Source organism: Serratia sp. CY47280, from assembly GCF_052168655.1.
GTDB lineage: Bacteria > Pseudomonadota > Gammaproteobacteria > Enterobacterales > Enterobacteriaceae > Serratia > Serratia bockelmannii.
Genome location: NZ_JBJNMG010000009.1, coordinates 127,258 through 139,772 on the forward strand (window position 1 = coordinate 127,258; position 12,515 = coordinate 139,772).

General features: G+C 61.4%; 11 protein-coding genes. 7 read left to right on the top strand and 4 right to left on the bottom strand.

Features of this window, described 5'->3' with window-relative positions:
• Positions 1 to 144 precede the first annotated feature (144 nt).
• The 4 genes from ACJ8J4_RS23420 (at position 145) to ACJ8J4_RS23435 (ending at position 5,462) form a co-directional block, all read left to right on the top strand.
• Positions 145 to 1,554, top strand: coding sequence for a carbohydrate porin (locus ACJ8J4_RS23420; protein ID WP_025304278.1), 1,410 nt, complete (start codon positions 145 to 147; stop codon positions 1,552 to 1,554).
• Between the two features lie 63 nt (positions 1,555 to 1,617).
• Positions 1,618 to 2,988, top strand: coding sequence for a sucrose-specific PTS transporter subunit IIBC (locus ACJ8J4_RS23425; RefSeq protein WP_043142125.1), 1,371 nt, complete (start codon positions 1,618 to 1,620; stop codon positions 2,986 to 2,988).
• Positions 2,988 to 4,397 carry a sucrose-6-phosphate hydrolase gene (locus ACJ8J4_RS23430; RefSeq protein WP_197836095.1) on the top strand — a complete coding sequence of 470 codons (1,410 nt, stop codon included), beginning with the start codon at positions 2,988 to 2,990 and terminating at the stop codon, positions 4,395 to 4,397. Before ACJ8J4_RS23425 ends, ACJ8J4_RS23430 begins: the two co-directional genes overlap by 1 nt.
• A gap of 21 nt (positions 4,398 to 4,418) precedes the next feature.
• Positions 4,419 to 5,462: a LacI family DNA-binding transcriptional regulator gene (locus tag ACJ8J4_RS23435; protein ID WP_197836027.1), complete on the top strand. Its 1,044-nt coding sequence runs from the start codon at positions 4,419 to 4,421 to the stop codon at positions 5,460 to 5,462.
• Positions 5,463 to 5,517: 55 nt separating this feature from the next.
• Here the strand turns inward: ACJ8J4_RS23435 and exbD are convergent, their stop codons facing one another.
• Positions 5,518 to 5,940, bottom strand: a complete 423-nt coding sequence (gene exbD, locus ACJ8J4_RS23440) for a TonB system transport protein ExbD (RefSeq protein WP_004937307.1) — start codon at positions 5,938 to 5,940, stop codon at positions 5,518 to 5,520.
• Between the two features lie 3 nt (positions 5,941 to 5,943).
• Positions 5,944 to 6,921, bottom strand: coding sequence for a tol-pal system-associated acyl-CoA thioesterase (gene exbB / locus ACJ8J4_RS23445; protein WP_072269874.1), 978 nt, complete (start codon positions 6,919 to 6,921; stop codon positions 5,944 to 5,946).
• A 431-nt stretch (positions 6,922 to 7,352) separates the two neighbouring features.
• Between exbB and metC the strand changes: the two genes are divergently transcribed.
• Both metC and ACJ8J4_RS23455 read left to right on the top strand, forming a co-directional pair.
• Positions 7,353 to 8,549, top strand: coding sequence for a cystathionine beta-lyase (gene metC / locus ACJ8J4_RS23450; protein ID WP_043142120.1), 1,197 nt, complete (start codon positions 7,353 to 7,355; stop codon positions 8,547 to 8,549).
• 145 nt (positions 8,550 to 8,694) lie between these two features.
• On the top strand, positions 8,695 to 9,357 hold the full coding sequence (locus ACJ8J4_RS23455; protein WP_025304285.1) for a DedA family protein: 663 nt from the start codon (positions 8,695 to 8,697) through the stop codon (positions 9,355 to 9,357).
• A 10-nt stretch (positions 9,358 to 9,367) separates the two neighbouring features.
• On the opposite strand, the gene ACJ8J4_RS23460 is transcribed toward ACJ8J4_RS23455, so the two are convergent.
• Positions 9,368 to 10,288: a LysR family transcriptional regulator gene (locus ACJ8J4_RS23460; protein WP_049296249.1), complete on the bottom strand. Its 921-nt coding sequence runs from the start codon at positions 10,286 to 10,288 to the stop codon at positions 9,368 to 9,370.
• A 107-nt stretch (positions 10,289 to 10,395) separates the two neighbouring features.
• Between ACJ8J4_RS23460 and ACJ8J4_RS23465 the strand changes: the two genes are divergently transcribed.
• Entirely contained in the window at positions 10,396 to 11,424 is a 1,029-nt protein-coding gene (locus tag ACJ8J4_RS23465) for a zinc-dependent alcohol dehydrogenase family protein (protein ID WP_264383748.1), read from the top strand.
• Between the two features lie 7 nt (positions 11,425 to 11,431).
• Here the strand turns inward: ACJ8J4_RS23465 and ACJ8J4_RS23470 are convergent, their stop codons facing one another.
• Positions 11,432 to 12,319: an AraC family transcriptional regulator gene (locus ACJ8J4_RS23470; RefSeq protein WP_212637121.1), complete on the bottom strand. Its 888-nt coding sequence runs from the start codon at positions 12,317 to 12,319 to the stop codon at positions 11,432 to 11,434.
• Positions 12,320 to 12,515 lie beyond the last annotated feature (196 nt).

Genomic DNA, 12,515 nt, shown 5'->3' on the forward strand with positions numbered 1-12,515 from the left:
TTTGCGCACTCGATCACAATAGCTGAATCGGGTTAGCAAACTTGATTGCCAGCCCGCTTCTTGATCGTTATCTTTCGCCATGAAAAACCGGTTTAGCAATTTAGCAAAAAATAATAACAACCCTTACCCGGATGATAGACGATGATGAAAAAACTCAGCTATTTGGCGATAACAACAGGGCTTTTCCTCTCTGCTTCCAATGCAGCGGCCTCGGGCAGCGGCAGCATCGAGGCGCGCCTCAACGCGCTGGAACAGCGCCTGGCGCAGGCGGAACGGCGCGCCGCACAGGCTGAAACCCGCGCGACGGCGGCGGAACGCCGGGCGCAACAGCTGGAGCAGCGCACCGCCAACACGGAACGGCAAACCGCGCAGATTGCGCAGCATACCGCCGCGCCGCAAACGCCAATTGCCCCGATCAGCGCACTGAAACTGAATGGATTCAATGATCTGAAACTGTACGGCGACGTGGAGTTCAATCTGGACGGCGCCAGCCGCAGCGGCCAGCTGACGTCGCTGAAAGGCAGCGACCACAAAGACTGGAAGCCTGGCAACAAAGAACGCTGGGATATCAACGGCCGCATTCTGGTCGGGCTGGACGGCTACCGCCGCAATCCGGACGGCAACTTCTCCGGCTTCAGCGTGCAACCGCTGGCAGACATGAGCGGCAAAATGAACCTGGATGACGCCGCCTTCTTCTTCGGCAATGAAAAGAACTGGCAAACCAAAATCGGCCGCTTCGAAGCCTACGACATGTTCCCGCTGAATCAGGACACTTTCATTCAATACTCCGGCAATACCGCCAACGATCTGTACGCCGACGGCTTTGGCTATATCTACATGATGAAAGAAGGCCGCGGCCGCAGCAGCAGCGGCGGCAACCTGATGTTGAGCAAATACGCCGGTGATGTCTATTTCGAGCTGAACACGCTGGTGGAGGACGGCACTTCGCTGTTCCAGGACAGCCGCTATCACGGCAACGCCCTGGACAATAAGAAAAACGTCGCCTATTTGCGCCCGGTGATCGCCTGGAAAAAAGACGCCTTCAGCATCGCGGCGGCAATGGAAAGCAACGTGGTAAATAACGCCTACGGGTATCAGGACAGCCAGGGCCGCTTCGTCGATCAGTCCAAGCGCAACGGTTACGGCATGACGATGAGCTGGAACAACAGCGCCGCCAACCCGGATAACGGCGTGGTGGCCAACCTGAGCACCGCCTATCTGGATGCCTCAGGCGAGCAAGACTTCACCGCCGGCGTGAACGTGCTGTGGCGGCGCTTCGAACTGGGTTATATCTATGCCCATAACAATATCAAAGAGTTCAATACCGCCGGGATCGCCGCCGATATCCACAACCCGCTCAGCGAACCGGGCAACTACGACATCCATACCGTTCACGCGTCGTATCAGATACCTAACATTATGAATATGAAGAATTTCAATCTGTATTTAGGCGCCTATGTGTCGCTGCTGGAAGCCAACGCCGACAACAAGATCGCCAACGGCGACAACGATCAACGTTACGGCATGCGCGCCAGATTCAAGTATTTCTTCTGACATCGATTCACGACGCTGCGTCGCAAACTGCGCGGCGGCATTTTTATTTAGCAAGGGGACAACATGGACATTACCGCAACCGCCAACGCGCTGTTGCCGCTGCTCGGCGGTAAAGAGAACATCGCCAGCGCCGCCCACTGCGCCACGCGCCTGCGTCTGGTGCTGGTGGACGACAGCAAGGTGGACAAAGAGGCCATCGGCAAACTGGACGGCGTCAAAGGCTGCTTCAGCAACGCCGGTCAAATCCAGGTAATCTTCGGCACCGGGCTGGTCAACAAGGTGCATGCGGAATTCATCAAGGCGGCGGGCGTCAGCGAATCCAGCAAGGCCGAAGCCGCCGATATCGCGGCGAAAAAGCTCAACCCGCTGCAGCGCATCGCCCGCCTGCTGTCGAACATCTTCGTGCCGATCATCCCGGCGATCGTCGCTTCCGGCCTGTTGATGGGGTTGCTCGGCATGGTGAAAACCTACGGCTGGGCCGATGCCAACAGCGCGCTGTTCATCATGCTGGATATGTTCAGCTCGGCGGCGTTCATTATCCTGCCGATTCTGATCGGCTTCACCGCCGCACGCGAATTCGGCGGCAATCCCTACCTGGGCGCCACGCTCGGCGGCATTTTGACCCATCCGGCGCTGACCAACGCCTGGGGCGTCGCCGGAGGGTTCCACACCATGAACTTCTTCGGGCTGGACATCGCCATGATCGGCTATCAGGGCACCGTATTCCCGGTGCTGCTGACGGTGTGGTTCATGAGCCTGCTGGAGAAACGGCTGCGTAAAGTGATCCCCAACGCGCTCGATCTGATCCTGACGCCGTTCCTGACGGTGGTCATCTCAGGCTTTGTCGCCCTGCTGTTTATCGGCCCCGCCGGCCGCGCGCTGGGTGACGGCATCTCCTTCGTGCTCAGCACGCTGATTGCCCATGCGGGGTGGTTCGCCGGGCTGCTGTTCGGCGGCCTCTATTCCGCTATCGTCATCACCGGTATTCACCACAGTTTCCACGCGGTAGAGGCCGGGCTGCTCGGCAACCCCACTATCGGCGTCAACTTCCTGCTGCCGATCTGGTCGATGGCCAACATCGCTCAGGGCGGCGCCTGCCTGGCGGTGTATTTCAAAACCCGCGACGCCAAAATCAAAGCCATCGCGGTGCCTTCCGCCTTTTCCGCCATGCTCGGCATCACCGAGGCGGCGCTGTTTGGTATCAACCTGCGCTTCGTGAAACCCTTCCTGGCAGCGCTGGCGGGCGGCGCGCTCGGCGGCGCCTGGGTGGTGGCCAACCACGTCGGCATGAACGCGGTCGGGCTGACGGCGATCCCTGGCATGGCGATTGTGCAGGCCAGTTCGCTGGTCAGCTATATCATCGGCCTGGCGATCGCGTTTGGCACCGCCTTCATACTCTCCCTCCTGTTGAAATATAAAACGGACGCGCAATGATGGAAGAACTCAGCTTAATCAAACAGGCGATGCAGGCGGTCATGAACGGCCAGCCACGCGCGCTGCGCGATCCGCACCGCCCGGCCTGGCATCTGGCGCCCAGCGTTGGCCTGCTGAACGATCCCAACGGCTTCATCCAGCACAACGGCGTTTATCACCTGTTCTATCAGTGGAATCCGCTGGGCTGCGATCATCGCAACAAGTGCTGGGGACACTGGCAGTCGACCGACTTGCTGCGTTGGGCGCATCAGCCGCTCGCCCTGGCACCAGGTGCCTGTTACGACAGCCACGGCTGTTATTCCGGCTCGGCGGTGGTGGCAGAAGATAAAATCACGCTGATCTACACCGGCAATGTGAAATTCCCCGACGGCTCACGCACTGCCTATCAATGCCTGGCTCAGGAAAGCGATCGGGGCGAATACCGCAAGCTCGGGCCGGTGCTGCCGCTGCCGGACGGCTACAGCGGGCACGTACGCGATCCCAAAGTGTGGCGTCATCAGAATGCGTGGTACATGGTGCTCGGCGCGCGTGACTTGCAGGATCGCGGCAAGGTGCTGCTGCTTCGTTCCAGCGATCTGCGCGCCTGGCAACCGCTGGGCGAGATCGCCGGTTCCGGCCTGCACGACCTGGGTGAATTCGGCTACATGTGGGAGTGCCCAGACCTGTTCTCGCTGGACGACGCCGACGTGTTGATCTGCTGCCCGCAGGGGCTGGCGCCGCAGCCGGAACGCTATCTCAACCGTTATCAGGCCGGCTATCTGCTCGGCAAGCTGGATTACCTGCAGCCGGCCTTCAGCCACGGCGAATTTCGCGAGCTGGACGCCGGCTTCGAGTTCTATGCACCGCAGACGACGCTGGCGGAAGATGGCCGCCGCCTGCTGTTCGGCTGGATGGGCGTGCCCGAGCAAGATGAAGAAGCCCATCCGACGCGCCGTTACGGCTGGATCCACACCATGACCTGCCCGCGCGAGCTGTCGCTGCGGCATGGCCGCCTCCACCAGCGCCCGGCGCGCGAGCTGCAACAGCTGCGCGGCGAGCGAGCAGGCTGGCAAGGCCGTGCCGATGATGCCCCCGCCTATGCGCTGGGGACTGCGGAGCTGCAGCTAACGCCGCAGGGCGCGTTCAGCGCCGCGTTTGGCGAGGCAATGACGCTGAACTGGGACGGCGAAAGGCTGCAGCTGACGCGCACTTCCCTGGCCGACGGCCAGCCGGAGCACCGTTACTGGCGCGGCCCGGTCACGCATCTGCAGTTGCTGTTCGATCGTTCCAGCGTGGAGATCTTCATCAACCGCGGCGAGGCGGTGATGAGCGCGCGCTACTTCCCGGCCAGCGAGCCGCAACTGCGGCTGTCCGGAAGCGCGCCGCTGGCGTTGGAATACTGGCCGCTGACGCCATGCATGCTAGAATGACGCATCCTCCGATGACTTCAGATGGCGTCAGTGAAAAAAAATAAACGCATTACCATCAGTGACATCGCCACGCTGGCCGGGGTGTCGAAATCGACCGCCAGCCTGGTGCTGAACGGCCGCAGCAAGGAATATCGGGTGTCCGACGACACCCGCGACCGCGTTCTGGCGCTGGCGCACGAACACCATTATCAGCCCAGCATCCACGCCCGCTCTTTGCGCTCCAACCGCAGCCACACGCTGGGGCTGGTGGTGCCGGAGATGACCAACTACGGCTTTGCGGTGATTTCGCGCGAGCTGGAAACGCTGTGCCGCGAAGCCGGTCTGCAGCTGCTGATCGCCTGCACCGATGAAAACCCGGCGCAGGAGATGATGGCGGTGAACAGTCTGGTACAGCGGCAGGTGGATGGCTTGATCGTCGCCTCCAGCCAGTTGAACGATGCAGAATACCAGAAGATCAACGCCGGGCTACCGGTGGTGCAGATGGACCGTCTGATCGCCGGCTCCGAACTGCCGCTGGTGATCACCGACTCGGTTAATGCGACCGCCGACCTGGTGGAAAAGGTCGCGCGCCAACATCCGAATGAGATCTATTTTCTCGGCGGGCAGCCGCGCATTTCGCCGACCCGCGATCGCCTCGCCGGCTTCCAACTTGGCCTGGAGCGCGCCGGCATCACGTGCAAACCGGAATGGATCATCAACGGCAACTATCACCCCAGCTCAGGTTACGAGATGTTCGCTCAGCTGTGCGCACAGCTGGGGCGTCCGCCCAAAGCGCTGTTTACCGCCGCCTGCGGCCTGCTGGAAGGCGTATTGCGTTATCTGACGCAGCATCAGTTGATGGAGAGCGACATTCACCTGTGCAGCTTCGACGATCACTACCTGTTCGATTGCATGACGCTGAAGATAGATACGGTCGCGCAAGACTGCCTGGCACTGGCGCAGCATAGCTTCGACAAAGTCACCGCGCTTATCGACGAACGGCCGCTGGAACAGAGCGCGCTTTATCTGCCGGGCCGTATCCACTGGCGTCATGCCGGTTCCCGGGCGTTGTTGGCCGGGGAGTGATATTTCTGAATCAATAAAAAAGGGCGCCTGAGCGCCCTTTATCGTTTTGCTACCGCTATTTGGCGGCACCTTCCATGCCCACCAGCCCCACTTTCAGGTAGCCGGCTTTACGCAGGGTGTCCATCACGCTCATCAGCGTTTCATAGTCCACGCTCTTGTCTGCCTGGAAGAAGATGGTGGTTTCTTTGTTCGCCTGAGTGCGTTGATCCAGCACCGAAGTCAGCTGATCGGCATTCACCGGCTGATCGCCAACGTAGAGCTGCTTGTCAGCCTTCACCGACAGGAAGACCGGTTTCTCCGGCCGCGGCTGCGGTTTGGCGGAGGAGGCCGGCAGATCGACGCGAATATCTACCGTTGCCAGCGGCGCGGCCACCATAAAGATGATCAACAGCACCAACATGACGTCGATAAACGGCGTCACGTTGATTTCATGCAGTTCGCCGCTGTCGTCCAGATCTTCATTTAAGCGCATCGCCATGACTCACCCCGCCCGCAGTTGGTGTGCGTGCTGTGAGCGCTTGGCTTCCGCCGTTGCGGCCAGATCCAGATCGCGGCCCTGCAGCAGCAAGACCTGCGCCGCCACGTCGCCTACCTGGGCGCGATGGCCGCTGATGACGCGGGCGAAGATGTTGTAGATAACGACCGCAGGGATCGCCGCTACCAGGCCCATCGCAGTCGCCAGCAGCGCCTCTGCGATGCCCGGCGCCACGACCGCCAGGTTGGTGGTCTGCGAATGGGCGATGCCGATAAAGCTGTTCATGATGCCCCAGACGGTACCGAACAGGCCGACGAACGGCGAGATGGCACCAATGGTGGCGAGGAAGCCGTTGCCGCGGCCCATGTTACGGCTGTAGGCCGCCACGCGGCGCTCGAGACGGAAACCGGTGCGTTCTTTGATGCCGTTGTTGTCGTTGGATTCCGCAGACAGCTCCAGCTCATTTTGCGCATCGTTCAGCAGTACCGCACTGACGCTCTCCGGGGAGAAGTTTTGCGCCAGCTCGGAAGCTTCATCCAGCGAGCGCGCTTCGGCCAGTGCCAACTGCTCGCGACGCAGACGGCGCTTGGCGCGCAGCAGTTCACTGCCTTTAGCGAACAAAATGGTCCAGGTCACGATAGACGCCAGCACCAGGCCGATCATCACCGCTTTCACCACCGCGTCGGCGTGCTGGTACATGCCCCAAATGGACAGGTCCATGCCGCGGGTTTCCGGTGGCTGGATCGTCGGTGCCGGGTTCACCGGCGTGATGCTTTCCGGCGCAGCGGCTGCAGGTGCAGGCGCGGTGGTCGGCGCAACGCTTTCGGTAACGGCCGGATTGGCCGCCGGCGCTGCCTGCGCGCTGCCGGCCAGCCCCACAACCAGCACCATAGAAGCCATCAGGCTGCGGCCAAAGGCCTTGCCCCACTGCGCCCGGCCCTGACCGAACGATCCTTGATTTAAATTCTTGCCAGCCGTTTTCACGCTGTGCCTCCACCCATTACCGATCAAAATTAAGGAATAATTCAGCGTGCGATCATATCAAACCAACCGGGGATTGATAGTAGTTCTCATTATTATTTACCAAATAAACGCGAAAATTTTAGCCAGCCCCGCGGCAAAGCGCCAATCCGCGCCCGTTCACCGCCAAACGCTCCTTTTATGGGGTTATTTCGTTACTTTTCTCCCACAACGGTGTAACAAGACCACCCTGCCGAACGACGTCTCGACCGATGAATGGGCTTCTCTCTCGCCGCTCGGCAGAAGGATGAGGCGAGAAATGCGCCGCTGACAGCCAATTATAGCCGTTTCTATATCCAGAAGTTAAAACGTCTGGATGGCTATATCAACTCATGCTAACGTAAGGGCTATCGTAAACGGGCACGTGCAGAGCAACCAGAGGTGAGCCAGGTACCATGACGTCAAAACACATCGAAACCACGCTGATCGGCGCCGGCCGCGGCAAACGCTACACCCAGGGCTCCGTCAATCCCGTCACGCAACGCGCCTCTTCTTTGGTCTTCGACTCCGTCGCCGCCAAAAAGCACGCCACCGCGCAACGCGCCCACGGCGAGCTGTTTTACGGCCGACGCGGCACGCTGACCCACTTCGCCCTGCAAGATGCGATGGTCGAGCTGGAGGGCGGCGCCGGCTGCGTGCTGTACCCCTGCGGCGCGGCGGCGGTGGCCAATGCGATCCTGTCGTTCGTCGGCGCCGGCGATCACCTGCTGGTCACCGGTTCGGCGTACGAACCGACCCAGGATTTCTGCACCCACATCCTCGGTCGCATGAACGTCAGCACCACCTATTTCGATCCGTTGATCGGCGCCGATATCGCCACGTTGATCCAACCCAATACCCGCGTGGTGTTCCTGGAATCCCCCGGCTCCATCACTCTGGAAGTGCAGGATATCCCGGCCATGGTGCAGGCCATTCGTGCCGTGGCGCCGGAGGTGGTGATCATGATCGACAACACCTGGGCGGCAGGCGTGCTGTTCAAGGCGCTGGATTTCGACATCGATATCTCCATTCAGGCCGGCACCAAATACCTGATCGGCCATTCCGATTACATGCTCGGCACCGCCGTCGCCAACGCGCGCTGTTGGGAGCAACTGCGCGAGTACTCCTATCTGATGGGGCAGATGGTGGATGCCGACACCGCCTACATGGCGAGCCGCGGCCTGCGTACCCTGAGCGTGCGCCTGAAGCAGCACGAGCGCAGCAGCATTGAGGTCGCCAACTGGCTGGCCGAACGGCCGGAGGTGGCGACGGTCAATCACCCAGCCCTGCCCAGCTGCAAGGGCCACGAGTTCTACCGCCGCGACTTCAGCGGCTGCAACGGGCTGTTCTCTTTCGTGCTGAAAGAGCGGCTGGATGATGCCCAGCTGGCCGCTTACCTGGACAACTTCAGCCACTTCAGCATGGCCTACTCCTGGGGCGGCTTCGAGTCGCTGATCCTGGCCAACCAGCCGGAAGAGCTGGAAGCCATCCGGCCGGCGGGCGGCGTCGATTTCTCCGGCACGCTGGTGCGCATACACATCGGCCTGGAGAACGTCGAAGACCTGATCGCCGATCTGGCGGCCGGTTTCGATCGCCTCAACGGCGTGCGCTAAGGCGGATTCCGGTAATTTTCTTCGTCTCGTTTAATGTCGGCTTAAGCTATTAGCGGTACACTAACCGGATAACTGTCAGATACGGTAACCGCCGCATCCTGGAGAACGTGACCCCGGGCGCAACCGGCATGCAACAGGACATAAAATGGATGTATTACGAGAGATTATTCATGCGCTTTGGCAGCAGGACTTTATCGCCCTCGCCGATCCTAGCGTGATTTGGGTGGTTTATGCCGTGCTTTTCACCACCCTGTTTTTGGAAAACGGACTGCTGCCCGCCTCCTTCCTCCCCGGCGACAGCCTGCTGCTGCTGTCGGGTGCGCTGATCGCCAAAGGCGTGATGGGCTTTGCCCCCACCCTGTTGATTCTGACCGCCGCCGCCGGCCTCGGCTGTTGGCTGAGCTATATCCAGGGCCGCTGGCTGGGCCACACCGGCCTGGTGAAAGGCTGGCTGCTGCAATTGCCGGCGCAATATCACCAGCGCGCTCATAACCTGTTCAACCGCCACGGGCTGACGGCGCTGCTGATCGGCCGTTTCCTCGGCTTCGTGCGCACGCTGCTGCCGACCATGGCCGGCATTTCCGGGCTCAACAGTTCGCGCTTCCAGGTGTTCAACTGGCTGAGTGCGGCGATCTGGGTCTGCGCGCTGGTCGGCCTCGGCTACGCGTTCAGCCAAATCCCTCTGGTGAAACGCTACGAAAGCCAGGTGATGACCGGCCTGATGCTGCTGCCGCTGTTGCTGCTGTTCGTCGGCCTGCTGGGCGCCATGCTGGTGATCTGGCGTAAAAAGCGCGCCTCCTCCTCCTGATCCAGGCGCACTACAGCGCCTTCTCGACCAACGCCAGACTGGCGGGCAACTTGCTCACCAGCGTATCCACCGCCAGCCGCACCTTCAGCGGCAGGTGGGGCGTGTGTGGCCATACCGCATGCGCATCAAAGGCGGCGCCCGGCCGATCGCGCAGTAAGCGCACCAGCGCCCCGCTCAACAGCTGCTCACGCACCAGCCAGCACGGCAGCCAGGCGATGCCGAAACCCGCCGTCGCTGCATCCGCAATCGCCTGCAAATCGTCCATCTGCAACCGGTTATTCGGCATCACGTCCTGCGGTTTGTCGTTCTCGTCCAGCACCCGCCAGCTGCGCCGCGCGCCGGCGCGCATATAGGTCACCGCCTCATGCTGGGCCAATTGCTCGATGCTGTGCGGTTCGCCGCACCGCTGCAGATACGCCGGCGAGGCGCACAGCGTCATGCGGTGATCGCCGATACGACGCGCCACCAGCCCGCTGCTGTTGGCCAGCGTGCCGTTACGGATCGCCATATCGAAACCGTCCTCAATCAGATCCACCACCCGATCGCTGAACGACAGCTCCAGCTCCAGGCCAGGGTGCTCACGCGTCAGATCGGTCAGCAACGGCGCAATACACATGCGGCCAAACAGCACCGGCATCGACACCCGCAGCCGGCCGCTGACCTGCCGCTTGCCCGACTCCAGCAACGTTTCCGCGCTGCGGATCTCCTCCAATGCCCGCAGGCAGCGCTCATAGAACAACGCACCGTCGTCGGTCAGGCTCTGGCTGCGGGTGGTGCGATGAAACAGCCGCACGCCCAGCCGCTGTTCCAGCCGGGCGATGGTTTTCCCTACCGCCGAACGCGACAGGTGCAACCGACTGGCCGCCAACGCAAAACTGCCCGCCTCCACGGCGGTGACGAATACCGAAATGCCGCTCAATCGATCGCTCATGATTTGTCGCTCTGAAAGAAACAATCTGCGGAAATCTTATCGCCACTGGCGAACCTCTATCAACGATATTATCGACAGGTCGTTAATCGCTGACTTTGGAGAACATCATGACCGACACGATGCAACGCTGGACGATGGACGCCCTGGGGCGTGAACACCTGCAGCTGACCACCGACGCGATCCCGCAGCCGGGGCCACACGAAATCAGAGTGAAAGTGAAGGCGGTAGCGCTCAACTACCGCGACAAAATGATGATTGAAAGCGGCATGGGGCTGACGCTGCCGCAGTCGTTCACCCCCGCCTCTGACATGGCCGGCGAGGTCGACGCTATCGGCCCCGGCGTCAGCCGGTTCCAACCCGGCGCCCGGGTCATCTCCACCTTCAGCCCCGGCTGGCTCGACGGCCGGCAAAAACCGTACGGCGATGCGCGCCAGGTGCCTTACCACACCCTTGGCGGCTTCTATCAGGGCGTACTGGCGGAATACGTGATTTTGCATGAAGACTGGCTGGTGGCGGCGCCGACGTCGCTGGACGACGCGCAGGCCAGCACCCTGCCGTGCGCCGGGCTGACCGCCTGGTTCGCGCTGGTAGAGCAAGGCAAACTGCATGCCGGCGAGACGGTGCTGGTGCAAGGCACCGGTGGCGTGGCGCTGTTCGCGCTGCAGATCGCCAAAGCGCACGGCGCCGAGGTGTACGTGACCTCCGGCAGCGATGAAAAGCTGGCGCGCGCCCGGGCACTGGGCGCCAGTCACGGCATCAACCGGCTGAACGGCGATTGGGTGGAGGCGGTTTATGCGCTGACGCAGGATCGCGGCATCAACCATGTGATCGACACCGTCGGCGGCCCGAATCTCGGCAACTCAGTACGCGCCGTGGCGGTGGGCGGCCGCATCTCGGTGATCGGCGTGCTGGCGGGCGCCGAGATTTCCGCGCCCGCCGGCCTGCTGCTGCTGAAATCGGCGCAGATCCAGGGCATCGGCGTCGGCCATCGCCGCGCGCTGGAAGATCTGGTGCGCGCCGTGGACGCCGTCAACCTGCAGCCGGTGATCGATCAGGTATACCGCTTCGACCAGCTGCCGCAGGCGTTGGATCATCTCGATCGCGGGCCGTTCGGCAAGATCGTTCTGACCCCGTAAACGCGGCTCAGCCCTCCAGCAGCAGCGGATTGGCATCGCGCAGCCGGGCGACTTCATCGCTCGGCGTCATGCCGAACAGCCGTTTGAATTCACGACTGAACTGCGACGCGCTCTCGTAACCGACGCGGATCGCCGCCGTGCTGGCCTTCAGACCGTCATGCACCATCAACAGGCGCGCCTTATGCAGCCGGTACGATTTCACGTACTGCAGCGGAGAGGTGTTGGTCACCGCCTTGAAGTTATGGTGAAACGCCGACACGCTCATGTTGACCTCGCTGGCCAACTGCTCGACGTTGAGATTGTCGGCATACTGATTTTCTATGCGCCGCAGCGCCTTGGCGATCTGGCTGAAGTGGGTATGCCGATTAACCAGCTCCTGCAGCGACGCACCGCAGGTGCCGCGCAGCACATAGTAGAGGATCTCGCGCACGATCTGCGGCCCCAGCACCCGGGCGTCGAGCGGCTTGGCCATCACGTCCAGCAGGCGTTCAGTGGCACACAGCAGCGCTTCCGTCAGCTCGGCCAGATTTACCCCGTTGCTCTCCGCCCGCGGCTGCATCAGGTAGTCGTCGTCGCCGATGTCGATCAGCAAATCCTGCAGCATTTGGGTATCGATATTGACCGCCAACCCCACCAGCGGCAACTCCGGGCTGGCGAAGGTTTCGCACTCGAACGGCAGCGGCACCGTCATCAGCAGGTAGTTGCGCGGATCGTATTGGAACACCTTGTTGCCGCAATAGCCGACCTTGTGCCCCTGAAAGATGATGACGATCCCCGGTTCGTACATCACCGGTTGGCGCGGGCAGTGGCGATCGACATACAGGATCTTCACCCGCGGCACCGGTGAGGACGTGTAGCCATTGCCGGTGGCGATAGCCATCGCCTGGCGCGCCATGCGGCTGCGCAGCGCATCGATTTCAGTCACGGAAACACCCTCTTACAGTCAGAACGATTCGGCATAAATCATAATTTAAAGCTCTCCATTTCTACAGGCAGTTGTAGAAATAGGCAAGAACCAAACAGGAATGTGCATTGTGCGTTGCCGCCAGGTTCCTGACAATACGGGCCAGACACCTTTGCGCCGCGTTGGC

Bases quoted from the DNA above. Each gene is read 5' to 3' on its own strand.
- ACJ8J4_RS23420 (WP_025304278.1), top strand. From the start codon at position 145: ATGAAAAAACTCAGCTATTTGGCGATAACAACAGGGCTTTTCCTCTCT.
- ACJ8J4_RS23425 (WP_043142125.1), top strand. From the start codon at position 1,618: ATGGACATTACCGCAACCGCCAACGCGCTGTTGCCGCTGCTCGGCGGT.
- ACJ8J4_RS23430 (WP_197836095.1), top strand. From the start codon at position 2,988: ATGGAAGAACTCAGCTTAATCAAACAGGCGATGCAGGCGGTCATGAAC.
- ACJ8J4_RS23435 (WP_197836027.1), top strand. From the start codon at position 4,419: ATGGCGTCAGTGAAAAAAAATAAACGCATTACCATCAGTGACATCGCC.
- exbD (WP_004937307.1), bottom strand. From the start codon at position 5,940: ATGGCGATGCGCTTAAATGAAGATCTGGACGACAGCGGCGAACTGCAT.
- metC (WP_043142120.1), top strand. From the start codon at position 7,353: ATGACGTCAAAACACATCGAAACCACGCTGATCGGCGCCGGCCGCGGC.
- ACJ8J4_RS23455 (WP_025304285.1), top strand. From the start codon at position 8,695: ATGGATGTATTACGAGAGATTATTCATGCGCTTTGGCAGCAGGACTTT.
- ACJ8J4_RS23460 (WP_049296249.1), bottom strand. From the start codon at position 10,288: ATGAGCGATCGATTGAGCGGCATTTCGGTATTCGTCACCGCCGTGGAG.
- ACJ8J4_RS23465 (WP_264383748.1), top strand. From the start codon at position 10,396: ATGACCGACACGATGCAACGCTGGACGATGGACGCCCTGGGGCGTGAA.
- ACJ8J4_RS23470 (WP_212637121.1), bottom strand. From the start codon at position 12,319: ATGGCGCGCCAGGCGATGGCTATCGCCACCGGCAATGGCTACACGTCC.